23 protein-coding genes and 2 riboswitches are annotated in these 22,917 nt (G+C 67.9%); of the genes, 6 read left to right on the forward strand and 17 right to left on the reverse strand.

What is annotated here, in order from left to right; all coding sequences use genetic code 11:
• Positions 1 to 11 precede the first annotated feature (11 nt).
• The 4 genes from FOB72_RS13695 to FOB72_RS13710 all read right to left on the reverse strand — a co-directional run bounded on the left by FOB72_RS13695 (position 12) and on the right by FOB72_RS13710 (position 3,444).
• The gene (locus FOB72_RS13695) at positions 12 to 1,121 is read right to left on the reverse strand and encodes an ornithine cyclodeaminase (RefSeq protein WP_150373019.1); all 1,110 of its coding nucleotides are present in this window, start codon (positions 1,119 to 1,121) and stop codon (positions 12 to 14) included.
• A gap of 128 nt (positions 1,122 to 1,249) precedes the next feature.
• Complete coding sequence (gene ttcA / locus FOB72_RS13700; protein ID WP_150373021.1) at positions 1,250 to 2,179, reverse strand: tRNA 2-thiocytidine(32) synthetase TtcA; 930 nt, start codon at positions 2,177 to 2,179, stop codon at positions 1,250 to 1,252.
• 58 nt (positions 2,180 to 2,237) lie between these two features.
• A complete protein-coding gene (locus FOB72_RS13705; protein WP_109582296.1) occupies positions 2,238 to 2,639 on the reverse strand; it encodes a dihydroneopterin aldolase in 402 nt (133 codons plus the stop codon).
• A 4-nt stretch (positions 2,640 to 2,643) separates the two neighbouring features.
• Positions 2,644 to 3,444 (reverse strand): SDR family oxidoreductase, encoded by an 801-nt coding sequence (locus FOB72_RS13710; RefSeq protein ID WP_150373023.1) that lies wholly within the window; start codon positions 3,442 to 3,444, stop codon positions 2,644 to 2,646.
• Positions 3,445 to 3,460: 16 nt separating this feature from the next.
• Here FOB72_RS13710 and FOB72_RS13715 point away from each other — a divergent pair, with 16 nt between their 5' ends.
• The gene (locus FOB72_RS13715) at positions 3,461 to 4,666 is read left to right on the forward strand and encodes a class I SAM-dependent methyltransferase (RefSeq protein ID WP_150373024.1); all 1,206 of its coding nucleotides are present in this window, start codon (positions 3,461 to 3,463) and stop codon (positions 4,664 to 4,666) included.
• A 3-nt stretch (positions 4,667 to 4,669) separates the two neighbouring features.
• The gene (locus FOB72_RS13720) at positions 4,670 to 4,864 is read left to right on the forward strand and encodes a DUF2905 domain-containing protein (protein WP_150373026.1); all 195 of its coding nucleotides are present in this window, start codon (positions 4,670 to 4,672) and stop codon (positions 4,862 to 4,864) included.
• Positions 4,865 to 4,885: 21 nt separating this feature from the next.
• On the opposite strand, the gene FOB72_RS13725 is transcribed toward FOB72_RS13720, so the two are convergent.
• The 4 genes from FOB72_RS13725 to FOB72_RS13740 form a co-directional block, all read right to left on the reverse strand.
• Positions 4,886 to 6,124, reverse strand: coding sequence for a multifunctional CCA addition/repair protein (locus tag FOB72_RS13725; RefSeq protein ID WP_150373027.1), 1,239 nt, complete (start codon positions 6,122 to 6,124; stop codon positions 4,886 to 4,888).
• A gap of 14 nt (positions 6,125 to 6,138) precedes the next feature.
• The gene (locus FOB72_RS13730; RefSeq protein ID WP_150373029.1) at positions 6,139 to 6,822 is read right to left on the reverse strand and encodes a glutathione S-transferase family protein; all 684 of its coding nucleotides are present in this window, start codon (positions 6,820 to 6,822) and stop codon (positions 6,139 to 6,141) included.
• Positions 6,823 to 6,931: 109 nt separating this feature from the next.
• Entirely contained in the window at positions 6,932 to 7,954 is a 1,023-nt protein-coding gene (locus FOB72_RS13735; protein WP_150373030.1) for a complex I NDUFA9 subunit family protein, read from the reverse strand.
• Positions 7,955 to 8,009: 55 nt separating this feature from the next.
• On the reverse strand, positions 8,010 to 9,974 hold the full coding sequence (locus FOB72_RS13740) for a lytic transglycosylase domain-containing protein (RefSeq protein WP_150373032.1): 1,965 nt from the start codon (positions 9,972 to 9,974) through the stop codon (positions 8,010 to 8,012).
• 146 nt (positions 9,975 to 10,120) lie between these two features.
• Here FOB72_RS13740 and FOB72_RS13745 point away from each other — a divergent pair, with 146 nt between their 5' ends.
• Positions 10,121 to 10,735 (forward strand): 5-formyltetrahydrofolate cyclo-ligase, encoded by a 615-nt coding sequence (locus FOB72_RS13745; RefSeq protein ID WP_150373034.1) that lies wholly within the window; start codon positions 10,121 to 10,123, stop codon positions 10,733 to 10,735.
• Between the two features lie 21 nt (positions 10,736 to 10,756).
• Here the strand turns inward: FOB72_RS13745 and metF are convergent, their stop codons facing one another.
• From metF to ahcY, 3 genes are all read right to left on the reverse strand, one after another.
• A complete protein-coding gene (gene metF / locus FOB72_RS13750) occupies positions 10,757 to 11,587 on the reverse strand; it encodes a methylenetetrahydrofolate reductase [NAD(P)H] (RefSeq protein ID WP_150373036.1) in 831 nt (276 codons plus the stop codon).
• A 3-nt stretch (positions 11,588 to 11,590) separates the two neighbouring features.
• Positions 11,591 to 11,938, reverse strand: coding sequence for a phage holin family protein (locus FOB72_RS13755; protein WP_150373038.1), 348 nt, complete (start codon positions 11,936 to 11,938; stop codon positions 11,591 to 11,593).
• Positions 11,939 to 12,033: 95 nt separating this feature from the next.
• A complete protein-coding gene (gene ahcY / locus FOB72_RS13760; protein WP_150373040.1) occupies positions 12,034 to 13,452 on the reverse strand; it encodes an adenosylhomocysteinase in 1,419 nt (472 codons plus the stop codon).
• Between the two features lie 109 nt (positions 13,453 to 13,561).
• A riboswitch (S-adenosyl-L-homocysteine riboswitch) is annotated at positions 13,562 to 13,638 on the reverse strand.
• 56 nt (positions 13,639 to 13,694) lie between these two features.
• Here ahcY and thiD point away from each other — a divergent pair.
• Positions 13,695 to 14,516, forward strand: coding sequence for a bifunctional hydroxymethylpyrimidine kinase/phosphomethylpyrimidine kinase (gene thiD / locus FOB72_RS13765; RefSeq protein ID WP_150373041.1), 822 nt, complete (start codon positions 13,695 to 13,697; stop codon positions 14,514 to 14,516).
• A 4-nt stretch (positions 14,517 to 14,520) separates the two neighbouring features.
• Positions 14,521 to 14,937: a PGDYG domain-containing protein gene (locus FOB72_RS13770; protein WP_150373043.1), complete on the forward strand. Its 417-nt coding sequence runs from the start codon at positions 14,521 to 14,523 to the stop codon at positions 14,935 to 14,937.
• On the opposite strand, the gene FOB72_RS13775 is transcribed toward FOB72_RS13770, so the two are convergent.
• From FOB72_RS13775 to thiC, 6 genes are all read right to left on the reverse strand, one after another.
• Positions 14,934 to 15,359 (reverse strand): PaaI family thioesterase, encoded by a 426-nt coding sequence (locus FOB72_RS13775; RefSeq protein ID WP_411859834.1) that lies wholly within the window; start codon positions 15,357 to 15,359, stop codon positions 14,934 to 14,936. The two genes, FOB72_RS13770 and FOB72_RS13775, sit on opposite strands and share 4 nt — an antisense overlap.
• Before the next feature lie 127 nt (positions 15,360 to 15,486).
• The gene (locus FOB72_RS13780) at positions 15,487 to 16,641 is read right to left on the reverse strand and encodes a thiamine phosphate synthase (RefSeq protein ID WP_150373046.1); all 1,155 of its coding nucleotides are present in this window, start codon (positions 16,639 to 16,641) and stop codon (positions 15,487 to 15,489) included.
• On the reverse strand, positions 16,638 to 17,498 hold the full coding sequence (locus FOB72_RS13785; protein WP_150373047.1) for a thiazole synthase: 861 nt from the start codon (positions 17,496 to 17,498) through the stop codon (positions 16,638 to 16,640). The genes FOB72_RS13780 and FOB72_RS13785 overlap by 4 nt, the downstream gene beginning before the upstream one ends.
• Before the next feature lie 3 nt (positions 17,499 to 17,501).
• Positions 17,502 to 17,699 carry a sulfur carrier protein ThiS gene (thiS, locus tag FOB72_RS13790; protein WP_150373907.1) on the reverse strand — a complete coding sequence of 66 codons (198 nt, stop codon included), beginning with the start codon at positions 17,697 to 17,699 and terminating at the stop codon, positions 17,502 to 17,504.
• Positions 17,700 to 17,710: 11 nt separating this feature from the next.
• Positions 17,711 to 18,946 carry an FAD-dependent oxidoreductase gene (locus tag FOB72_RS13795; protein WP_150373049.1) on the reverse strand — a complete coding sequence of 412 codons (1,236 nt, stop codon included), beginning with the start codon at positions 18,944 to 18,946 and terminating at the stop codon, positions 17,711 to 17,713.
• Between the two features lie 4 nt (positions 18,947 to 18,950).
• Positions 18,951 to 20,834 (reverse strand): phosphomethylpyrimidine synthase ThiC, encoded by a 1,884-nt coding sequence (gene thiC, locus FOB72_RS13800; protein ID WP_191002246.1) that lies wholly within the window; start codon positions 20,832 to 20,834, stop codon positions 18,951 to 18,953.
• Between the two features lie 149 nt (positions 20,835 to 20,983).
• A riboswitch (TPP riboswitch) is annotated at positions 20,984 to 21,085 on the reverse strand.
• Positions 21,086 to 21,249: 164 nt separating this feature from the next.
• Between thiC and FOB72_RS13805 the strand changes: the two genes are divergently transcribed.
• The gene (locus tag FOB72_RS13805; protein WP_150373053.1) at positions 21,250 to 22,908 is read left to right on the forward strand and encodes an acyl-CoA dehydrogenase family protein; all 1,659 of its coding nucleotides are present in this window, start codon (positions 21,250 to 21,252) and stop codon (positions 22,906 to 22,908) included.
• Positions 22,909 to 22,917 lie beyond the last annotated feature (9 nt).

Consider the following 22,917-nt stretch of genomic DNA (forward strand, 5'->3'; position numbering starts at 1 on the left):
TCGGCCGGCGGTCAGGCGATGGCCGCCTCGGCCGCGACCCGCCCGGAGGCCGCACGTCCAGCCGGCGCGACCTCCCGAAGCAGCGCGAACAGATCCTTCGGATCGTCCTGCCGCGGCACCAGATCGAGCGCCTGGCCGAGGCCGAGCGCCTCCGCGCTGTCTCGCAGGTAGCGCAGCGCCGAGTAGTCCTCGAGCGCAAAGCCCACCGAGTCGAACACAGTGATCTGGCTTGCCTCGGTCCGGCCGGGCACGCTACCGGCCAGCACCTGCCAGAGCTCCGTCACCGCGAAGTCCGCCGGCATCTGCTGGCAATCGCCCTCGATGCGGCTCTGCGGCTCGTACTCGACGAACACGCTTGCCCGGCGCAGCACGTCCGGATGGAGCTCGGTCTTGCCGGGGCAATCGCCGCCCACGGCGTTCAGATGCAGGCCCGGCGCCAGCATGTCCGGCGTGATGATCGTCGCGTAGGTCTTGTCGGCGGTAACGGTGGTGACGATATCCGCGCCGCGCACGGCCTCGGCCGTACTGGCGCACGCCACGATCTCCAGACCGTCGATGCCGTGCAGGTTGCGCGCGAGCTTGCGCGTGGCGTCCGCATCCACGTCATACACGCGCAACGTGCGAATGCCGAGCAGGTAATGGAACGCCAGCGCCTGGAACTCGGCCTGCGCGCCGTTGCCGATCAGCGCCATCGTGGCCGCGTCGTGCCGCGCCAGCCGGCGCGCCGCCACCACCGACGTGGCCGCGGTACGCAGCGCCGTGGTCAGCGTGAGTTCCGACAGCAGCAGCGGCATGCCCGTCGAGACCTCGGCCAGCGTGCCGAAGGCCATCACGGTGGGCAGGCCGTCGGCGGTGTTGGCCGGATGGCCGTTCACGTACTTGAAGCTGTAGAGATCCGCGTCGGCGATCGGCATCAGCTCGATCACGCCACGCGCCGAATGGGCAGCGGTGCGCGCGGATTTGTCGAAGTCCTGCCAGCGCAGGTAGTCCTCCTCGATGTAGCGCGCCATCTGCCGCAGCACGTGCGGCAGGCCCTGGACGGCGACGATGCGGGAGACATCGGTGAGAGACAGGAAACGGGTAAACGAGCGGGTAAACGAGTGGGTAAGCGAGCGGGCCATGGTCCGGTAATCCAATGCAGTGATAACCGGATCCATTGTTCCAGCGGCCCGCGCCACGCAGAAGCCACCGTTTCGTGACGAAAACGCAGCCGCGCTGACATTTCGCCAGCACGGATCGAACGTTTCGCTCAGGAGTGCGCCTTGGCCTCGGCCCCCGCATCGCCGCGCTCGAAGCGCACGAACTCGATGCGGTTCTCCTCGGCGCTGCCCGCGAACACGAGCGGCTGCTGCGAGAACGTGGTCTCGCCGAACAGCGAGGCCTCGTCCACCTTGGCCAGGCCCGTGGCCAGCCCCGTGAACGGGAACAGATCGGTGTCGGCCAGATGGGAGGGCACGACGTTGCGCAGCGACGCGAAGATATTGTCGATGCGGCCGGGATTCTCGCGCTCCCACGACTGCAGCATCTCGCTCACCTTCTTGCGTTGCAGGTTCTCCTGCGAGCCGCACAGATTGCAAGGGATGATCGGAAAGGCCATCGCGCGCGCATAGCTCGCGATCTCCTTCTCCGGGCAGTAGGCGAGCGGGCGAATCACGATATGCTGGCCGTCGTCGGTGGCGAGCTTGGGCGGCATCGCCTTCATCTTGCCGCCGAAGAACATGTTCAGGAAGAACGTCTGGACGATATCGTCGCGATGATGGCCCAGCGCGATCTTGTTGGCCCCGAGCTCCTTCGCCGTGCGGTAGATCACGCCGCGGCGCAGGCGCGAACACAGCGAGCACGTGGTCTTGCCCTCGGGCACCTTCTCCTTGACGATCGAATACGTGTCCGCCTCGACGATCACGTACTCCACGCCGGTGGACTTCAGGTACTCGGGCAGGATGTGCTCGGGGAAACCCGGCTGCTTCTGATCGAGATTCATCGCGATCAGCTTGAACTGGATGGGCGCGCGCTTCTGCAGCGCCATCAGGACCGACAGCATGGTGTACGAGTCCTTGCCGCCGCTCATGCACACGAGCACGGTATCGCCGTCCTCGATCATGCCGAAGTCGCCAATGGCCTTGCCAGTCAGCGACTGGAGGCGCGTTTCGAGACGATAGAAGTTAGCGGAGTGACTCATAGGGCATTGCAGGGAGATCGGCGGCGGGCCCGTATTCTACTTGAGCCGCCCCGAACGTTCAGACCGGCTTGATGTGGAAGACTTCCACGCCCACCGAGTCGCAATCCGGATACACGTCCGGCTTCTCGGTGGAGACGCGCACCGCGCGCACCTGCGGATGCTGGAGCATCGCGCGCGCGAGGTCGTCGCACAGCGTTTCCTGCAGGTGGATATGGCCCTGCGCCATGCGCGCGGCCACGGTGCTGCGCATGAAGTCATAGTCCACGACCTCGTCGAGCTTGTCGGCGTGCGGCGTGCATTCGGCCAGCGGCACGAACAGGTCGATATTGACCAGCACACGCTGCTCGCCTTTCTTCTCGAATTCATGCACGCCGATATTGATCTGCACTTCATAGTTGCGCAGGAACATTCGGCGGCAATCGGTCAGGCTGGGGTGGGATAGTGCGGCGAGCATGGTCATGGGGTCATTCTGTGAGGAACATCACGTCGCGATGCAGCGGCATCAGGTGCTGCCCTCCGTCGACGTACAGCGTGGTGCCGGTCACCGCGCGGGCTGCCGCCAGATAGGCGACGGCCTGCGCGATATCCTCCGGCGTGGAAGACTTGCCGAGCGGCGTCATCTGATGCGCGCGGCTGAAGCCGGTACCGGTCTGTTCGCCGGACACCAGCGTGATGCCGGGCGCGACGCCCACCACGCGCAGGCGCGGCGCGAGCGCCTGCGCCAGCTGCATCGTGGCCGTCTGCAGCGCGGCCTTGGACAGCGTGTACGACAGGAAGTCCGGGTTCAGGTTGTCGAGTTTCTGGTCCAGCAGGTTGATCACGACACCCCTGGGACCTTCGTCGGCGTCCGTGGCCAGCGCCTTGTGCATCTCGCGCGCGAGCAGCAGCGGCGCGGCCACATTGGTGCGCATATGCGTGTCGAGCGACGCATAGGAGAAGCTCGTTGCCACGTCGTACTGGAACAGCGAGGCATTGTTGACGAGGCAGGTCGGCGTGCCGAGCGCCACCGCGCAGTCGGCGATCAGGCGGCCGGTCTCGGCCTCGTTCGCGAGATCCGCGCGCAGCACGGCCGCGCGGCGGCCCAGCGCGCGGATCTGCCCGGCCAGCGCCTCGGCCTCGGCCACCGAGCGGTTGCAGTGCACGGCCACGTCCCAGCCGTGCGCGGCCAGTTCGAGCGAGATGGCGCGGCCCAGCCGGCGCGCGCCACCGGTGACCAGCGCGACGCCGCGCGCGGTTGAGGTGTCAGGGGTCTGGGATGCGGGCATTGCTACAATTCGCGGTATGCAGAAAGTCGCTAGTCTACCCCTTCCCCCTCAGGACGCGCAGGAAGCGTCGAATGCCCTTGCCGTGTGCATTGGCGATGCGATCGACGCCGGCGGCGGCTGGATCGGTTTCGACCGCTATATGTCGATGGCGCTGTACGCCCCTCGCCTTGGGTATTACAGCGGCGGCGCCGCCAAGTTCGGCCGCGACGCGCGCGACGGCAGCGACTTCATTACCGCGCCGGAGCTCACGCCGTTCTTCGCGCGCACGCTGGCGCGCGAGTTCGCGCCACTGATCGTGCAACAGGGCCTCCCCGCGGTCATGGAATTCGGCGCCGGCACGGGCCGCCTGGCCGCCGACCTGCTGCTCGCGCTCGAGTCGGAAGGCGCGCTGCCGGCGCAATATGCGATCGTCGAGCTGTCGGGCGAGCTGCGCGAGCGCCAGCGCCAGACACTGGCCGACCGCGCGCCGCACCTCGCGGACCGCGTGATCTGGCACGACATGCTGCCCGAGCGCTTCGAGGGTGTGATCGTCGGCAACGAGGTGCTGGACGCGATGCCTGTGCGGCTGTTCGCGCGCGAGGGCGGCCGCTGGCATGAACGTGGCGTCAAGCGGGAAGGCACCGCGGGCTTCGCCTATCAGGACCGCGTGCTCGCCGACGCCGAAATCCCCGCCACGATCGCGGCCATCCCAGGCGACCACGATATGGTCACCGAAACCCATGCGGAGGCCGAGGGCTTTATCCGCGCGGTGGGCGGGCTGCTCACGCGCGGGGTCGCATTCTTCATCGACTACGGGTTTCCGGCCAGCGAGTATTACCACCCGCAGCGCTCCGGCGGCACGCTGATGTGTCACTACCGCCATCACGCGCACCCCGACCCGTTCCTCTACCCCGGCCTGCAGGACATCACCGCGCACGTGAACTTCACGGGCGTGGCCGAGGCGGCGGTCGAGGCCGGGATGCAGGTCGCGGGATTCTGCTCGCAGGCGCGATTCCTGATGAACGCCGGCATCACCGAACTGCTGATGACGCTCGATCCCAATGACACGCGGGCTTTCCTGCCGGCCGCCAATGCGGTGCAGAAGCTGCTGTCGGAGGCGGAGATGGGCGAACTGTTCAAGGTCATCGCGCTGTCGCGCGGCTTCGGTACGATCGGTGCCGATGACGACCTCCATCCCGTCCTCGCCGGATTCCAGCGCGGCGATCGCACCCATTCCCTCTGACCCATGCTGCGCTGGACGCTGACCATCTTCTTCTGCGTGATCGTGCTGTCGGCCGCGCTGCCGTGGCTGCAGAAGCTCGGCCTCGGCCGACTGCCCGGCGACGTGCGCTTCCGCCTGTTCGGCCGCGAATACGTGCTGCCGTTCGCATCGACGATCCTGCTGTCGCTGGCCGCGCTGGTGATCGGCCGGCTGTTGTAGGACGCGTCCCGCCAGACAGCGTTACGCCACGCCCAGCCGCCCGGCCACGGCCGCCACGCGTGCTTCGTGCACGCGGCTCTTGATCCGCGACACGTCATCCGCGCATTCCCGCGCGATGGCCCCCGCGTCGATGGACGACGCGGCATCCAGTGCCTCCAGCAGGCGCGCGGTCTGCGGGTAGTCGCGATCCTCGAACCCGAGCCGGCCGCGCGCATCGGCCTCGCACGCACGCAGGGCCTCCGCAAAGCGCTCGGGCTTGCGCAGCGCATCGCAACGTTCGAGCAGCCGCGTCACGGCCGCCGCGCCGAATTCCATCGAGCGATGGATATTGCCGTGCTCGCGCGCGACCACGAGTGCCAGCTCGCGGCATTCGTTGGGCACGCGCAGGCGTTTGCAGACCTGTTCGAGCAGCTTGACGCTGCGCTCCTCGTGGCCGGTATGACGCGGCAATACATCGTCGGGCGTGGTGCCCTTGCCTAGGTCGTGCACGAGCGCGGCGAACCGCACGGGCAGCGACGCGCCGACCGACGCCGCGTAGTCGAGCACCATCATCACATGCACGCCCGTATCGACCTCGGGGTGGTAGTCCGCGCGCTGCGGCACACCCCACAGACGCTCGAGCTCGGGCATCAGCCGCGCCAGCGCCCCACACTCGCGCAGCACCGCGAACATGCGCGACGGTTTCGCTTCCATCAGCCCGCGCGCGAGCTCCTGCCACACGCGTTCGGGCACCAGCGCATCGACCTCGCCCGCCTCCACCATCGCGCGCATCAGCGCGACGGTCTCCGGCACGACCGTGAAGTCATGAAAGCGCGCCGCGAACCGGGCCGCGCGCAGGATGCGCACGGGGTCCTCGGCGAATGCATCGGACACATGGCGGAACTGCTTCGCCGCAAGGTCCTGCCGCCCGTTGTACGGATCGATGACCGGACCCACGAGGTTGCCCGCGTCATCGACGGCGCGCGCCATCGCATTGATCGTGAGGTCCCGCCGCACGAGGTCGTCCTCGAGCGTCACGTCGGCGCCGCAGTAGAACGCAAACCCCTTGTAGCCCACGGCGGTCTTGCGCTCGGTGCGCGCGAGCGCGTACTCGGCCTTCGTCTGCGGATGCAGGAATACCGGAAAGTCCTTGCCCACGGGCTTGTAGCCAAGGCGCTCCATCTCTTCGGGCGTGGCGCCCACGACCACGTAGTCGCGATCCTGGCTCGGCTTGCCGAGCAGTTCGTCGCGAATGGCGCCACCCACGGCGTAGACCTGCATGTCGCGATGCCCGCTCAGAGCACGATCGCGTCGTCGCGATCGGGCGTCGTGCGATACGGCTCGTCGGCGAGCAGGAAATCGCGCTCTTCGCGCGCGGCGGCCACCCATGCCTGCATCGACGGCAGCGAAAGGATGAAGTCCGCATATGCCTTCGCGTCGTCGGGCAGGTGGATGCCGTACGTCGCAAAGCGCGACACCACGGGCGCATAGAACGCATCGGCGACCGTGAACGTGCCGAACAGGAACGGCCCCTTGCCACCGTGTCGCGCACGCAGATCGCTCCAGATGGCGGCGATGCGATCGACGTCGCGCTGCACCGACGTGTTCCACCCCATGCCGGGCAGCACCGCGGTGCAATTCATCGGCAACTGGCTCCGCACGTGCGGAAAGCCCGAATGCATCTCCGCGCAGATCGAGCGCGCATGCGCGCGCGCCGCGGTGTCGGCGGGCCACAGCCGCTTCTCCGGAAAGCGCTCGGCCACGTACTCGCTGATCGCGAGCGAGTCCCATACATGCACGTCGCCGTCGATCAGCACCGGCACCTTGCCCGCGGGCGAATGCTTGCGGATCTCGGCGTCGAACTCCGGCGTCGACAGGCGCACGGGAATCTCCTCGAACGGGATGCCCGCCTCCCGCAGCAGCAGCCACGGGCGCAGCGACCAGGACGAATATTTCTTGTTGCCGATGACGAGCTTCATGACGCAAATCCTTGGGGGAACGGTTGTGGCCTGCAGCCGGCCATTGTAGCCAGCGTCACCGGCAGCCATCAAATGAATTGCGCTCGCAACGGTGTGAGCGGGACTCACATCAGCGGTGGACGCTCCCGCGCATGACCTGTAGCTGCTCTTCGCGATTGCGGCCGGCCAGCACATCCGTCATGACCGATTCGAGGCTCGCCGGACGCAGGTTCAGCTCGTGCGCGAGCGGCGCTTCCAGGACGTTGTCGAGCCGCATCGAGTCGAGGTTGTCGCGCGTCATCACCGGCCCGCCCGGCATATGCTCCAGCACCGCGGCCTGCACGCGCGCGAGCGCGTCCGGCAGCGCGATGACGGGACGCGGATGCCCCGAGGCGCGGCCCGCGAAGCGCACGAGTTCCTCGAGCGTATAGACCTGCGGACCGCCCAGATCGTATGCATGCCCGATAGTCTGCGGCGTGACCATCGCATTCAGGAAGGCCTGCACGACGTCCTGCACGAACACGGGCTGGAAGCGCGCATGGGCGCAGGCGAGCGGCACCACGGGCGCCATCTGCTGCATCTGCGCGAAGAGGTTCAGGAAATGGTCGTCGGGACCGAACACGACGGAGGGGCGGAACACGGTCCAGTCGAGGCCCGACTCGCGCACGATGCGTTCGCCATCGCCCTTGCTGCGCAGGTACATCGAGGGGCCCGCGCTGTCCGCGCCGAGTGCGCTCATATGGAGCAGGCGGCGAACGCCGGTGCGCTGGCAGGACTCGACGATCTGCCGCGGCATCTCCACGTGCGCGGTGGCAAACGCTTCGCCGTACGGATCGCCGCGCTCGCCATGCAGCACGCCGACGAGGTTCACGACGATGCCATCGACACCGAGCGAACCGATCGCGTCGTCGAGCGCGGCGCCATCGGCGAGCCCGAGCTCCACCACTTCCACGCGCGGCAGCAGCAACAGGTGCTGCGCGTGCTCGAGGTTGCGCGACCCCGCGAGAATGCGCTCGGGCGCGATGGGACTATCGGGATTGGAGGTGGGGTCGAGCGGTGCGCCCGACGCCGAGGCCGCGCCGGCCAGGCGCGAGATGAGGTGACTGCCGATGAAACCGGCGCCCCCGATGACGAGGACATTGCTGGTCTGCATGGTTGGCTCCGTGTCGCTGGTCTACAAGACAGTCATGCGATCACGGAGCCAGCCATCAGGGCAGGCTGGTGGTCGTGACCGAAGACGGTGCAACCGAACCCAGGCGATCCTTGAGCGACTGGGAACGGCCACTCATCAATGCAGCATAGTACGTCGCATTGGAGAGCACATTCTTCACATAAGTTCGCGTTTCCGTGAACGGGATCGTCTCTGCAAAGATCGCGCCTTCCACGGTACGGTTCAGCGAACTGCGCCAGTTCTTCGGCCGTCCCGGGCCCGCGTTATAGGCCGCGGAGGCCAGCGTCCACGAACTGTCCAGATCCGTCAATACCATGCTCATGTAATTCGTACCGAGCAGGATATTGATATTGGGATCCCCCATCATCGACGGCGAGAAGTCGTTCATGCCGATCTTGCGCGCCACATACTTCGCGGTAGCGGGCATGACCTGCATCAGGCCATGCGCGCCCGCGGAGGATCGTGCATTCATGATGAAGCGCGATTCCTGGCGGATCAGGCCATACGCCCATGCCATGTCGAGGCCCACGTCGTCGGTCGCGCGCTGCATGATGTCGCGGTACGGCATCAGGAAGCGCAGCGCGAAGTCGTGCTCGGTGCGCGTGCGGTCGGCGGTGTTCACGGCGCGGTCCAGCAGCTCGATGCGGCGCGCGTAGTCGGCGGCGGCGATCAGTTCGCGGTCGCTCATACCGCGCAGCTCCCAGTTCCACTCGCGGTTGCCCTCGAAGCGCAGGTTCAGGTCATAGAACTTCTGGGCGCGCACGAAACCGGGGCGCGTGCGCATGGCCATCGCCTCGGCGTCGCTGACCGCCGTGCGGGCCGGCAGCGAGATACGATTGCCGAGTTCCTCGCTGGCCAGCTGGCCGTAGAAATTGAACTGGCCGGCAATCGACTCGAACTGCGCGCGGGCCTCGTCCGGACGCTTGTCGGCGGCCAGCGAACGGCCGTACCAGTAGGTCCATGCCGGATCCTTGGCGCGCAGCTCCGGACGCATCAGTTCGATCGACTGACGCACCTGGCGCCAGTCGCCCTGGCGCAGCGCCGCGCGCACGCGCCATTCCTGCGTTTCATCGGAAAGCCACTGGTTGCCGCCGAGGTCGATCTGGCGGCGGAAATAGCCGGCCGCCTCGGGCGCGAGCTTCTTCGCCGCATACTGGCCCACCACGCCCCATGCCGCGCCCTGCTCGTCGCGCGACAGGCTCGCCGCGCTCGCGTTCAGATAGGCGGCCGCCTGCGACGGATCGTTGCGCGCCATCTTGACGATGGTGGCCAGCGTGTCACTGTCGCCGCGCGAGTCGGGCGCGGTCGCGGCGATGCGCGCGGCCAGCGTCGTGTAGTTCTGCTCGAGCGCCTGCCGCGCCTGGAACGCGACATCGCTGCGCTGGATCTGCTGGCTCTGCGCGAGGTAGCCGATCAGATCGACGCAGCCCTCGCCGTAGTAACGCACGTCGGAGAGCGCCGCGCGCGACTCGGCCGCGACGTTCTGCCCCTTGAGCGCGCGCGACAGCAGCGCATAGCACTCCACCTGCGTGTCGTCCTTGAGCACGAACTTCGGATACTCGGCGTCGAAGTTGGCCCAGTCTCGCTTCTTGCCCAGCACCAGCAGCCAGTCGTTGCGCATGCGGTCGGCGATCGCCTCGCCCTGGTACCGCTGGAGGAACGTGCGCACCTGCTCGTCGGGCGCATCGATGCGCGCGAGGCCACTGGCATCGAACATCTGGGGCTTGATGCGGAAGTATTCGACGTACGACGGAATCGGATAGTCGACCAGCGCCGCCGACAGCGTGGCCGCGCGGTCCGCGTCGTTCTTGCGCGAGGCCTCGCGCAGCGCGACGAACGCGTCGTCGGGATTGCTCGGAATCGTGAGCACCGGAGCCGGGGCGGCGGCTGCCGGGCGTTTCTGCGCATATACCGGGGTGGTCAGCAGCGCACCCGACAGACCGCCCACGAATGCGATCCATGCGGCACGCCCCACGTGGCGCAGATATACTCCCTTGAACATGCTTCGTCTTCCTCGTCGATGGCACGCGGTCACGGGTGCTCGCTCTTGCACTCGCCGCTGACCGCGCCGCCGGAATTGGTATGGGTTCGGGTCTGCGATCGAAATCGGACCGGAACCAGACATTTGGCCGAACATTATTGCACGCCATGCCCCCCGCCAAAGCGCCAGACAACCCGCCCGACAGCCCTCTATTCCCCGCGTCCGGGCCCGTCGCGCCCGAAGACCGCCGTGCGCTGCGCGCACGGCTGCTGGCACGGCGGGCGTCGCTGCCCGACCGTGCCACCGCCGATGCACACATCGCCGAGGCACTCGCCGAACTGCTCGAGCGCCTTGCCGTGCACTGCGTGGGATTCTATTGGCCGATTCAGCAGGAATACGACGCGCGCGCGGTCGTGACGCGCTGGCTCGGCGGCATGCCCGGGCGGCGCGCGGCGCTGCCCGTGGTCAGCGCGCCGGCCACGCCGCTCGATTTCCATCTGTGGACGCCCGACACGCCGATGCGCGAGGGGCGCTACGGCATTCCGGTACCCGATGGCACCGAGGCGGCATCGCCCGACGCACTGATCATTCCCTGTGTCGGATTCAGCGCCGATAAGTTCCGCCTCGGCTATGGAGGCGGCTTCTACGACCGCACGCTCGCGGCCATGTCGCCACGACCCGTGGCGATCGGCATCGGCTTCGAGGCGTGCCGCGTGCCGCTGGAGGCAGCGGCACACGACCTGCCGATGGCGTGGATCGTCACCGAGACCGGGACGATCTGACGCGCCCCCGGGGCGGCGCGCTTACAGCTTCAGCCGTTCCCAGATCGCCTTGGTGGCGCCCGCGGTGTTCAGCGTGTAGAAATGCAGGCCCGGCACGCCGGCCGCGAGCAGGCGCTCGCACAGCGCGGTAATCACGTCGAGGCCGAACGCGCGGATCGACTCGCGATCGTCGCCGAACCCCTCGAGCCGCTTCGCCACCCAGCGCGGCACTTCGGCGCCGCACATCTCGGAGAAACGCATCAGCTGCGAGTAGTTCGTGATCGGCATGATGCCCGGCACGATCGGCACTTCCACGCCCTGCGCGCGCACGTCATCGACGAAGCGGAAATACGCGTCGGCGTTGAAGAAATACTGCGTGATCGCGGAGTCGGCGCCGGCCTTGACCTTGCGCACGAAGTTGTCGAGGTCGTGACGCGGCGAGCGCGCCTGCGGGTGGTATTCGGGATACGCCGCCACCTCGATATGGAACCAGTTGCCCGTCTCCTCGCGGATAAAGGCCACGAGCTCGTTGGCGTAGCGGAACTCGCCGATCTCGCCCATGCCGGACGGCAGGTCGCCGCGCAGCGCCACGATATGGCGGATGCCCGCCTCGCGGTAGGTATTGAGGATCTGGCGAATGCTGTCGCGCGAGGAACCCACGCACGACAGATGGGGCGCGGCATCGATGCCCTCGCGCTGGATCTCCAGCACGGCATCGAGCGTGCCCTGTTGCGTGGTGCCGCCGGCGCCGAACGTCACCGAGATGTACTTCGGCTGCAGCGGCGCCAGCTGCGCGCGCGTATTGCGCAGTTTCTCCGCGCCCTCGGCGGTCTTGGGCGGGAAGAATTCGAAGCTGTAGTAACGGTCAGTCATGGGTCAGTCTCGATCCCGCAGCAACAGGCTGGACAGGATCCACGAGATCACGCTGTACAGGATGGACCCGAGCAGCGCGGCACCGAAGCCCTGCACGACAAAGCCTTGCAGCAGATTGCCGACGAACAGGAACAGCAGCGCGTTGATGATGAAAATGAACAGGCCCAGCGTCAGCAGCGTGACCGGAAGCGTGAGGATCACGAGGATCGGCCGGATCAGCGTATTGACGAGACCCAGCACCAGCGCGGCGATCATCGCCGAACCGAAGCCACCGAGTTCGATCCCGTTGATGACGTTGCCCACGAGGAACAGCGACGCCGCATTGATGATCCAGACGGCCAGCAATCTCATATCGACTCCTTGCTAAGGGGATGCGCGAACGCGGGACTTCGGTGTGTCCGGACCGCCGCGGGCGGTCCGGACACTACGCGATCGATCGGGATCGATCAGTAGCGATAGTGGTCGGCCTTGTACGGGCCTTCCTTCTTCACGCCGATGTACGCGGCCTGCTGCTCGGTCAGCTCGGTCAGCTGCGCGTTGAGCTTCTTCAGCTGCAGGCGGGCGACCTTCTCGTCGAGGTGCTTCGGCAGCGTGTAGACGCCCACCGGGTACTTGCCGCTGTCGCGCTCCTGCCAGAGTTCGATCTGCGCGATCGTCTGGTTGGCGAACGAGCTGCTCATCACGTACGACGGGTGGCCCGTGGCGCAGCCGAGGTTCACGAGGCGGCCCTTGGCCAGGATGATGATCTTCTTGCCGTCCGGGAAGATCACGTGATCCACCTGCGGCTTGATCTCGTCCCACTGGTACTTCTCGACCGACGCGATATCGATTTCGTTGTCGAAGTGGCCGATGTTGCAGACGATGGCCTGGTCCTTCATCTTGACCATGTGCTCATGCGTGATCACGTGGTAGTTGCCCGTGCAGGTCACGAAGATGTCGCCGTGCTCGGCGGCGTAGTCCATCGTCACCACACGGTAGCCTTCCATCGCGGCCTGCAGTGCGCAGATCGGGTCGATTTCCGTGACCCACACCTGTGCCGACAGCGCGCGCAGCGCCTGGGCGCTGCCCTTGCCCACGTCGCCGTAGCCGGCCACGATCGCGACCTTGCCGGCGATCATCACGTCGGTGGCGCGCTTGATGCCGTCCACGAGCGACTCGCGGCAGCCGTACAGGTTGTCGAACTTGCTCTTGGTCACCGAGTCGTTGACGTTGATGGCCGGGAACTTGAGTTCGCCGCGCTGCGCCATCTGGTACAGGCGGTGCACGCCCGTCGTCGTTTCTTCGGTCACGCCGCGGATCGCTTCCAGGTTCCGGCTATACCAGCCCGGATCCTTGGCCAGCTTTTCCTTGATCGCGGCGAACAGGAACGTCTCTTCTTCGCTGGTCGGCTTGGCGATCAGCGAGGCATCCTTCTCCGCGCGCGCGCCGAGGTGCAGCAGCAGCGTGGCGTCGCCGCCGTCGTCGAGGATCATGTTCGGGGTGCCGCCGTCCGCCCAGTCGAAGATGCGGTGCGTGAAGTCCCAGTATTCCTTGAGCGACTCGCCCTTGAACGCGAACACCGGCGTGCCCGATGCGGCGATCGCGGCGGCGGCGTGGTCCTGGGTCGAGAAGATGTTGCACGAGGCCCAGCGCACGTCGGCGCCCAGCGCGGCCAGCGTCTCGATCAGCACGGCGGTCTGGATGGTCATGTGCAGCGAGCCGGCGATGCGTGCGCCCTTGAGCGGCTGCGCGGCGGCGAATTCGTCGCGAATGGCCATCAGGCCCGGCATTTCGGTTTCGGCGATCGCGATTTCCTTGCGGCCCCAGCCTGCAAGTTTGATATCGGCGACGATGTAATCCTGCTTGAGATCGGTCACGGCGTTCATGTTCACTCCGGGTGAAGAGTGGCGACGGTGACGAGTGGGAAAATAGCCCCGGGCAGCCAGAACTGCGGACTGCGGACTGAAATGTCGACTCGCCTCCGTGAGTGCCACGGATCAGCGAGCGCCGTTGAAGACATCCGAGCCTGGCGAATGACGCGGGGGTCATCCGTTGCAACGCTCCTCGGAGTGGCGGTATTGTAGCGTGCCCGGCGGCGCCGTGTCGCCAAACCCCTTTTTTTTTCTCCATGTCCCAGCCACCCCGCACCCTGACCATCGCCGGCTCCGATTCCGGTGGCGGCGCCGGCATCCAGGCGGACCTCAAGACCTTTGCGGCGCTCGGCTGCTTCGGCATGAGCGCGATTACCGCGATCACCGCGCAGAACACGCTCGGCGTCACGGGCGTGCACGCGATTCCGGCCGACATGGTCGCCGCGCAGATCGATGCCGTGGCCGGCGATATCGGCGTGGACGCGGCCAAGACCGGCATGCTGGGCACGGCCGCGATCGTCGAGGCCGTGGCCGATGCCGTCGATCGCCACGCGATCCGCCGGCTCGTGGTCGACCCCGTCATGATCTCCACGTCCGGGGCCGCGCTCTCCGACGACGCCACGAGCCAGGCGATGGTACGGCTGCTGTTTCCGCGCGCGATGCTCGTCACGCCGAATCTGCCCGAGGCCTCGTACCTGCTGGGCCGCCGTGTCGCGCGGCGCGCGGACATGGAGGGCGCCGCGGAAGCACTGCTGGCACTCGGCTGCCGCGCGGTGCTGCTCAAGGGCGGACACCTCGAGGATGGCGAGGGCAGCCAGCTGGACGACCTGCTGATGACCGCCGACGGCAAGGTCCGCGTGTTCTCGCATCCGCGCATCGACACGCCGAATCTGCACGGCACGGGCTGCACGCTCGCGGCGGCAACCGCCTCGCAACTCGCGCGGGGCGACAGCCTCGAGGACGCGGTGGCCACCGCGCTCGACTATGTCGCCGCCGCGATCGCGGCCGGCGCCTCGCTACGCCTCGGTACCGGCAACGGCCCGCTCAACCATTCGTTCGCGCCGCGCGCGCTGGGCTGACATCATGACCCTGCTGGACAACATCGACCTGCGGCACGACGCCGCCGCCGCGCTGTACGTGAAGGAAGAAACGGTGCGGGTGGAATTTGCCGCCGAACCCGGCGAGCTCGTCAGCCGCGAGGGACCGAACCGCTATCGCGTGGGCGACGCGATCGTCACGGGCAGCACGGGCGACCGCTGGTGCGTTTCGCGCGACCGCTTCGATGCGCGTTACGACGCGGTGCCGGACCAGCCCGGTGCCTATCGCAACAAGCCTGTCCCGGTGCTGGCGAAGGAGATGCCGGTGCCGTTCTCGATAGCGCGGTCCGCCGGCGGCGACGTGCTGCACGGGAAAGCCGGCGACTGGCTGATGCAGTACGCGCCCGGCGATTACGGCATTACCGAGCGCGCGCGCTTTCTTGCGGTCTATCGCCGCGCCTAGTTCCCGCCCGCGGACATGGGCACGAGCTTGAACGCCGCGCGCGCCACGCACACCACGTTACCGCTGGCGTCCTTCGCCTCGCCGTCGCAGAACGCGATCTTGGCGCCACGGCGGATCAGGCGGGCCTCGAAGGTCAGCTCGCCGCGCGCGCCGGCCAGAAAGTGCGTCGACATGTCGATGGTGATCACGCCGACTTCGAGCGGCGCATGCGAACGCGCGGCCCCGCTCAGCGTGAAATCGAGCACGGCCATCAGCGTGCCGCCATGCACGTCGCCCCGGCTGTTCACGATCTTGTCGCTGGCCGGCAGCCGCGTGCGGCACAGGCCCTCTTCCATATGCATCGGCTGCAGCCCGAGCAGGCGCATCAGCGGTACGTCGATACCGAAATAAGGGCGGTCGGGGGTCCCGGGCGCGGCCGGCATGATCTGCGTGTCCAAAACGTGCATCCTCTCAGAGTTCCGCGCTGCGGAACTCTGGTCCGCCTTGCGCGAGTCAGAGGATATCGCAATCGGCGCCGCGCTCCAGTACCCGGGCGCGGCGCCGCCGCAATCAGCGTTCGAACATCGCCTTGAGCCGCGTGACGGCGGCCGGCACGTCCGTGGCCTCGGTGATCGCGCGCACCACGGCCGCGCTGCCCACACCCACGTCCAGCACTTCGTGCAGGTTGCTTTCGTTGACGCCGCCGATGCCGACCAGCGCCGGCATGACGGGTTGCATCAGCTTGACGTAGGCCTGGAAGCGCCCCATGCCCTGCGGGGCGGTCGGCATGATCTTGGTGGTGGTCGGGAAGATCGCGCCGAGCGCGAGGTAGCTCGGCGAGATCGCGGCCACGCGCAGCATTTCGGCGTAGCCGTGCGTGGAAACGCCGAGCCGCAGGCCCGACGCGCGAATGGCATCGAGGTCCGCCACGTCGAGGTCCTCCTGTCCGAGGTGGATGCCGTAGATGCCGCTGTCGCCGCCCAGCTGCCTGTGCAGGTCGATGGTCACGCGCCAGTGGTCGTTGATGAACAGCCGCGAGGACGATCCCCTGGCCGCGCGCGCGGCGCGCTCCACCTCGGCGCGCACGGCCGCCTCATCGGGCGACTTGAAGCGCAGCTGCACGGTCGGCACGCCAAGCGGCACGAGCCGCTCGATCCAGTCGGCCGTCGGCACCACCGCATAGAGGCCGAGATCGGCCGGGCACGGCGCGAACGGCGGCGGCAACTGCTCTGGCGCGGCCAGCGCGGCGTGACGCACGCGCGGAAACCGCGCGAAGTCCGCCGGCCACGTTTCGGCGCTCCCCTGCCATGCGCGTGCCAGGCACAGCGCATCGTGCGCGGGGAAGTGCAGGGCGCGCGCCGCCAGCAGCACGGCGACGAACGCCGGCGCATGCGGGGCGTCGCTGTCCGCCTGCGAATCGAGCACCCACGTGCCCATCGGCGAGCGCACGGTGTCGATCCAGCGGCCGCCTTCGCGTTCGGTGGCGATCAGCGTCGCGCCGGCGGCGGCCACGCGCGCGATCACGTCGTCGGCTGGCTCGTCTTCGGCAAGCACGATATCGTGCGGCGCGAGCGCAGGCAGGGATGACGAGCGGGCCAGCGGCCATGCGCGCCACGGTGCCTCGTCACGTCCGAATGTCGCGCCGAAGCGCGCGAGCAACGCCCGGTGAAGGTCGTCGTCGATGACGGCGGCGACGCCAGCGGAAAGGGCTCCCTGTCGCGTCATGCGCGGTCCTCCGCGCCAGCCGCATGCCAGAACGGCATGCCGACCACGGGCGTGCTCGCCTGCGCGACATCGCGCTCGGGAATCGGGCCGGCGAGGTAGGCGGTGCGGCCCGCTTCCACGGCCTGCGCGAACGCGCGCGCCATGTTCACGGGATAGGCGGCCTGCGCGACCGCGGTGTTCAGCAGTACGCCGTCGTAGCCCCACTCGAGCACCTGCGCCGCGTGCGACGGCAGGCCCAGGCCCGCATCGACGATCAGCGGCGTGTCGGGCAGGCGTTCGCGCAGCGTGCGCATCGCGAGCGGATTGATCGCGCCGCGGCCCGTGCCGATCGGCGCGCCCCACGGCATCAGCGCCTGGCAGCCCACATCGACGAGGCGGCGGCACAGCACGAGGTCCTCGGTGCAGTACGGCAGCACCTTGAAGCCCTCGCGAATCAGCGTCTCGGCCACCGACGGCAGGTTCAGCGTGTCGGGCTGCAGCGTGTAGTCGTCGCCGATCAGCTCGAGCTTGATCCAGTCGGTCTCGAAGACCTCGCGCGCCATCATCGCGGTGTTGATGACTTCCTGCGCGGTAAAGCAGCCCGCGGTATTGGGCAGCACGGGCACGCCGAGCGTGCGCAGCATCTGCCAGAACGACTGGCCGCCGAGGGTCTGGCCCTCGCCGCTGCCCACGGCGCTCTGGCGGCGCAGCGCCACGGTGATCATCGCGGGACGCGAGGCCTCGATCGCGGCCTCCAGCGTCGCCGGCGACGGGTAGCGCGCGGTGCCGAGCAGCAGCCGCGACGCGAACGACTCCCCATAGAGCACGAACGGATCGCGCGCGCTATCGGAAGAATATTGGGCGGGTTCGAACGCCATGGTTCAGCCTCCGGTCACGGGTTGCACGAGGTCGATCTGGTCGCCCGCGGAGAGCGGCGTCGCCGCATGCGCGGCGCGCGGCACGAACTGGCCGTTGACCGCCGCCGCGAACGGCGGCGCAATGGCGGCCGCCGCCACCGCGTCCGCGAGGGTCGCGGCATCGGCGAGTTCGAGCGATCGGCCGTTGAGCAAAATTTCCATCATGCGTGATATCAGTGAATCGTGTCGCCGCCGTCGATGACCGATGCCGCGGGCGTGACTGCCGCGACGGCTGCCTCGTCCACCGCCTCGATCATGCCGGGCCAGCGCAGGGCGGCAGGCACCGCGTGCGCGGCCAGGTCGCCGTTCAGCATCGCGCGCACCACCTCGCACGCGGCTTCCGTCACCGCCGGCGAGATCATCCAGCCGTGCCGGTACAGGCCATTGACGCGCACCACGCGCGCCTGCTGTTCGACGCGGATCGACGGCAGATGGTCGGGGCGCGTCGGCCGGCGCTGCACGTTCAGCTCCAGCACACGCGCCTCCCCGAATGCGGGATGCAGCGAATGCGCGGCCGACAGTAGCTCCAGCGCGGAGCGCACGCTCATCGGCGACTCGTCCTCGCTCTCGATCTCCGTCGCGCCGATCACGTACAGGTCGTTCGGCTTCGGCGCGATGTAGATCGGATAGCGCGGATGCAGCAGCCGCACGGGCCGGTGCAGCGACACGTCAGGCGCATGCACGCGCACGACTTCGCCGCGCAGTCCGCGCAGGCCGGGCATGGTCCCGCCCGCGCGCTTGCCCGGCGCGTTCGGTGCCGCCACCTCGGGCCATGCGGCACGCGCGCCCAGTCCGCGGCAGTCGAGCACGACGTTCGCATGGACGCCGAACGACGGCAGCGCGTGTTCGTCGATGTCGCCCGCTTCCCAGACGCAATACAGCCCTTCGGATACGGCGCAGGCAAGCAGCGCGCGCATCGCGCCGCGATTGTCGATCTGCCCCTCGCCCTGCAGCAGCAGGCCTTGCGTGAAGCGGCCCGCGAGATCCGGTTCCACCTCGGCCACGCCGCGCCCGTCGAGCGCGCGCAGCTGCCGCGCCACCATCTCCGGCGGCGCTACCGCGCGCATACGGCTCGTGAACATCGCGAGCTCGCCGCGGTCGCGCGCATGCCACACCACGAGCGTGCCGTCCTGCTGGAAGAACACGGGTTCGGGAAGCTCCTCGACCCAGCGCCGCCACAACGTCAGGCTGGCCACGCCGAGATCGACGATGCGCCGCTCCGCGATGGCCGACTCGGCCAGCGGGGCAAGCATCGCGGCCGCGACGTGCGCGGCCGAGCCGGTTCCGTCGGGGCCGCCACGCTCGACGAGGGCCACGCGCGCGCCGGCGCGCACCAGCAGCCAGGCGGAGAGCCGCCCGGCCAGGCCACCGCCGAGAATGGCGACGTCAAAGTACTGCGGAGCGGTCATCGCGTCACGAGTAGATCTTGCCGCCCTGACGGACGAACTCGATCGACTTCTCCTCCATGCCCTTCTGCGCGGCCGGCAGGGACGCGGCGTAGTCGCGCACTTCCTGCGTGATCTTCATCGAACAGAACTTGGGACCGCACATCGAGCAGAAGTGCGCGATCTTCGCACCTTCGGCCGGCAGCGTGGCGTCGTGGAACGACCGCGCGCGCTCGGGGTCCAGGCCCAGGTTGAACTGGTCTTCCCAGCGGAACTCGAAGCGCGCCTTCGACAGCGCGTTGTCGCGCAGCTGCGCGCCGGGCCAGCCCTTCGCGAGGTCGGCCGCGTGCGCCGCGATCTTGTACGTGATGATGCCTTCGCGCACGTCTTCCTTGTCCGGCAGGCCCAGGTGCTCCTTCGGCGTGACGTAGCACAGCATCGCGGTGCCCATCCAGCCGATGTTGGCGGCACCGATACCGCTCGTGATGTGGTCGTAGCCCGGAGCGATATCGGTGACCAGCGGTCCGAGCGTGTAGAACGGGGCCTCGTAGCAGTGCTTGAGTTCCTCGTCCATGTTGGCCTGGATGCGCTGCAGCGGCACGTGGCCCGGGCCTTCGATCATCACCTGGACGTCATGCTCCCACGCCTTGGCGGTCAGTTCGCCGAGCGTGCGCAGTTCGCCGAACTGGGCGTCGTCGTTCGAGTCCGCGATGCAACCCGGACGCAGGCCGTCGCCGAGGCTGAACGACACATCGTACGCCTTCATGATTTCGCAGATCTCGTCGAAGTGCGTGTACAGGAAGTTTTCCTTGTGGTGGGCGAGGCACCACTTGGCCATGATCGAGCCACCGCGCGAGACGATGCCCGTCACGCGGTCGGCGGTCAGCGGCACATAGCGCAGCAGCACGCCCGCGTGGATCGTGAAGTAGTCCACGCCCTGCTCGGCCTGCTCGATCAACGTGTCGCGGAACATTTCCCACGTCAGGTCCTCGGCGACGCCGCCGGTCTTGTCCAGCGCCTGGTAGATCGGCACCGTGCCGATGGGTACCGGCGAATTGCGCAGGATCCATTCGCGCGTCTCATGGATGTGCTTGCCCGTGGACAGGTCCATGATCGTGTCGGCGCCCCAGCGGATCGACCACACCATCTTCTCGACTTCTTCGGCCAGCGACGACGTCACCGCCGAATTGCCGAGGTTGCCGTTGATCTTCACGCGGAAATTGCGGCCGATCGCCATCGGCTCCAGTTCCGTGTGGTTGATGTTCGCGGGAATGATCGCGCGGCCCGCGGCAATTTCCTTGCGCACGAATTCCGGCGTGATGTCTTCCGGACGCAGCGGCAGCGCGGCGCCGAGCGCATTGCCCGGATGCTGGCGCAGCAGCGCGCGGTACTCGGCCTTGTCGTACAGGGCCTGCAGGTTCAGCGACTCGCGCAGCGCCACGTATTCCATTTCCGGCGTGACGATGCCGCGACGCGCGTAGTGCATCTGCGACACATTGGCGCCGGGCTTGGCGCGGCGCGGATTGGTCAGCTGCGCGAAACGCAGGTGAGCCGTGGCGGGGTCGTTGGCACGGGCCAGGCCGTACTCGGACGACAGGCCCGGCAGCACCACCGTGTCGTTGCGCTCCTCGATCCATTTGGCCCGCACGGGGGGCAGGCCGGCCTTGAGGTCGATATGCACGTCCGGATCGCTGTACGGGCCCGAGGTGTCGTACACGGGAATCGGCGGGTTGGGCATATCGCCCTTCTCGGTCTTCGTGGACGTCTGCAGGATCGTGCGCAGCGGGACGCGGACATCGGGGCGGCTGCCCGTGATGTACGTCTTGCTGGAAGCCGGATAGGCGAATTTCTGGTCGAGATCGCTTTCGAGCGATTCGAAGGATGCGGCGGGGGCAGTGCGGGCCATGGGTATCGTCCTCTCTCTTGCGGGGATGGACGAAACCAGGAGCCCAGTGAGCCAGCCTGTGTCACCTGAGGCGTCTGACTGGGTGTCTGACCTCGGATGCCTGAGACGGGGTCCTGCGGTGCATGGACTGCCATGCGGTGCGGGACTGGAGCAGTTCGGTTCTGTTTGAAACTTCCCACGCCGGTACTAGCCGGATCGGGTTCGAAGGGACTCTCTCAGCCGCACGGCCCATCCGTACGGCACCCCTGTTTCATCCAACGGGGTGAATTTAAGCACAAGGGGCGCCGCGCCGCCACCCGGAATTTTGTTTCAACAGCATTCCACGCCGATATCGAATCCGTGACGGGGAATTGTTGCGCCGCGGCAATTCGAACGCGCCGCTTGCCGTACCATCGCTCCAGCCGCCCGCTCAGGAGACGCCATGACCACGGAAACGCACCGCGTGTTCAATCAGGTACCGGACCTTGCGCACTACAACCTGCTCGAGACCGATCCCGCGTTGCGCGCCGCGCTGGCGCGGCTCGGTGGCGACTGGCATGCCGGGGCCCTGTCCGCATATGGCGCGCGGCTCGGCGAACCGGAAGTGCAGCATTGGGCAGCCGAGGCCAATCGGCTTCCCCCCGAACTCCATACCCACGACCGCACCGGCGAACGTATCGACAGCGTCACGTTCCAGCCCGCATGGCATGCGTTGCTCGGTCTGCTGCGCGCGGAGCAATTGCAGGCGCTGCCGTTCGCGCAGCCGCGCGCGGGGGCGTGGGCCGCGCGCACGGCCGGCTACTTCCTGCAGGCACAGGTGGAGTCGGGGTCGCTTTGCCCCATCACCATGACGTTCGCGAGCATCCCGGTGCTGCGGAAGGAGCCACAGCTGTTCGGCGACCTCGCGCCGCGCCTGTTCGCGCGCGAGCACGACGCGCGCGACCTGCCGTGGCGCGACAAGGCGTCGATGATGATCGGCATGGGCATGACCGAGAAACAGGGCGGCTCCGACGTGCGGGCCAACACCACGGTGGCACTGCCGGTGCGTGGCGAGGGACGGGGCGCGGAGTATGCGCTGACGGGCCACAAGTGGTTCTTCTCGGCACCGATGTGCGACGCGCATCTCGTGGTCGCGCGCATGGGCGCCGCCGACGGCCCCATCTCGTGCTTCTTCGTGCCGCGCTTCCGCGACGACGGCAGCAAGAACCCCATCCTGATCCAGCGGCTCAAGGACAAGCTCGGCAACCGGTCCAACTCGAGCAGCGAGGTCGAGTTCCGCGATACCGCGGGCATCCTCGTCGGCGAGGAAGGCCGCGGCATTCCGACGATCATCGAGATGGCCACGAACACGCGGCTGGACTGCGTGATCGGCAGCAGCGCGCTGCTGCGCGCGGGCCTCGTGCAGGCCGTGCATCACGCGCGCCACCGCATGGCGTTCGGCCGACTGCTCGCCGATCAGCCGCTGATGCGCAACGTGCTGGCCGACCTGGCTCTCGAGAGCGAAGCGGCCACGCTGCTGATGATGGCGCTGGCCGACGCGTTCGAGCGCGCCGACGAAGATCCGCTCGCGGCCGCCTGGAAACGCGTGCTGACGCCAGCCGCCAAGTTCTGGATCTGCAAGCGCGCGCTCGAAGCCACGGGCGAGGCGATGGAAGTCTGGGGTGGCAACGGCTACGTCGAGGAAGGGCCGATGGCACGGCTTTATCGTGAAGCCCCGGTCAACTCGATCTGGGAAGGGTCGGGCAACATCATGTGCCTCGACGTGCTGCGCGCCCTGCAGCGCAATCCCGACGACGGCGCGCGCATCCTGCAGGACCTTGCGCGGCGCGCCAACGGCAACGCCGCGGTGCGCGCCGAGCTCGCCTCGCTGCAGGCGATGCTGCGCGAGGCGCCAGACCAGCTGGAGGCCGGCGCGCGGCGCTTTGCGCAGGGGCTCGTGCTGACCGCGCAGGCCGCGCTGATGATCGCGCATGCCGATGCCGAATCGGCGGAACAGTTCGTCGCCAGCCGCCTCGGCCGCCAGCATGGCCGCGTGTTCGGCACGCTCGATGCGGACCCGGCCACGCTGGACCGGATCGTCGCGCGCGCGTATCCCGCCTGACATCGCGGC

It is taken from the genome of Cupriavidus pauculus, assembly GCF_008693385.1.
Lineage (GTDB): Bacteria > Pseudomonadota > Gammaproteobacteria > Burkholderiales > Burkholderiaceae > Cupriavidus > Cupriavidus pauculus_D.

Coding starts and splice junctions, on each gene's coding strand:
- FOB72_RS13695 (WP_150373019.1), bottom strand. CDS start 1,121: ATGGCCCGCTCGCTTACCCACTCGTTTACCCGCTCGTTTACCCGTTTC.
- ttcA (WP_150373021.1), bottom strand. CDS start 2,179: ATGAGTCACTCCGCTAACTTCTATCGTCTCGAAACGCGCCTCCAGTCG.
- FOB72_RS13705 (WP_109582296.1), bottom strand. CDS start 2,639: ATGACCATGCTCGCCGCACTATCCCACCCCAGCCTGACCGATTGCCGC.
- FOB72_RS13710 (WP_150373023.1), bottom strand. CDS start 3,444: ATGCCCGCATCCCAGACCCCTGACACCTCAACCGCGCGCGGCGTCGCG.
- FOB72_RS13715 (WP_150373024.1), top strand. CDS start 3,461: ATGCAGAAAGTCGCTAGTCTACCCCTTCCCCCTCAGGACGCGCAGGAA.
- FOB72_RS13720 (WP_150373026.1), top strand. CDS start 4,670: ATGCTGCGCTGGACGCTGACCATCTTCTTCTGCGTGATCGTGCTGTCG.
- FOB72_RS13725 (WP_150373027.1), bottom strand. CDS start 6,124: ATGCAGGTCTACGCCGTGGGTGGCGCCATTCGCGACGAACTGCTCGGC.
- FOB72_RS13730 (WP_150373029.1), bottom strand. CDS start 6,822: ATGAAGCTCGTCATCGGCAACAAGAAATATTCGTCCTGGTCGCTGCGC.
- FOB72_RS13735 (WP_150373030.1), bottom strand. CDS start 7,954: ATGCAGACCAGCAATGTCCTCGTCATCGGGGGCGCCGGTTTCATCGGC.
- FOB72_RS13740 (WP_150373032.1), bottom strand. CDS start 9,974: ATGTTCAAGGGAGTATATCTGCGCCACGTGGGGCGTGCCGCATGGATC.
- FOB72_RS13745 (WP_150373034.1), top strand. CDS start 10,121: ATGCCCCCCGCCAAAGCGCCAGACAACCCGCCCGACAGCCCTCTATTC.
- metF (WP_150373036.1), bottom strand. CDS start 11,587: ATGACTGACCGTTACTACAGCTTCGAATTCTTCCCGCCCAAGACCGCC.
- FOB72_RS13755 (WP_150373038.1), bottom strand. CDS start 11,938: ATGAGATTGCTGGCCGTCTGGATCATCAATGCGGCGTCGCTGTTCCTC.
- ahcY (WP_150373040.1), bottom strand. CDS start 13,452: ATGAACGCCGTGACCGATCTCAAGCAGGATTACATCGTCGCCGATATC.
- thiD (WP_150373041.1), top strand. CDS start 13,695: ATGTCCCAGCCACCCCGCACCCTGACCATCGCCGGCTCCGATTCCGGT.
- FOB72_RS13770 (WP_150373043.1), top strand. CDS start 14,521: ATGACCCTGCTGGACAACATCGACCTGCGGCACGACGCCGCCGCCGCG.
- FOB72_RS13775 (WP_411859834.1), bottom strand. CDS start 15,359: ATGCCGGCCGCGCCCGGGACCCCCGACCGCCCTTATTTCGGTATCGAC.
- FOB72_RS13780 (WP_150373046.1), bottom strand. CDS start 16,641: ATGACGCGACAGGGAGCCCTTTCCGCTGGCGTCGCCGCCGTCATCGAC.
- FOB72_RS13785 (WP_150373047.1), bottom strand. CDS start 17,498: ATGGCGTTCGAACCCGCCCAATATTCTTCCGATAGCGCGCGCGATCCG.
- thiS (WP_150373907.1), bottom strand. CDS start 17,699: ATGGAAATTTTGCTCAACGGCCGATCGCTCGAACTCGCCGATGCCGCG.
- FOB72_RS13795 (WP_150373049.1), bottom strand. CDS start 18,946: ATGACCGCTCCGCAGTACTTTGACGTCGCCATTCTCGGCGGTGGCCTG.
- FOB72_RS13805 (WP_150373053.1), top strand. CDS start 21,250: ATGACCACGGAAACGCACCGCGTGTTCAATCAGGTACCGGACCTTGCG.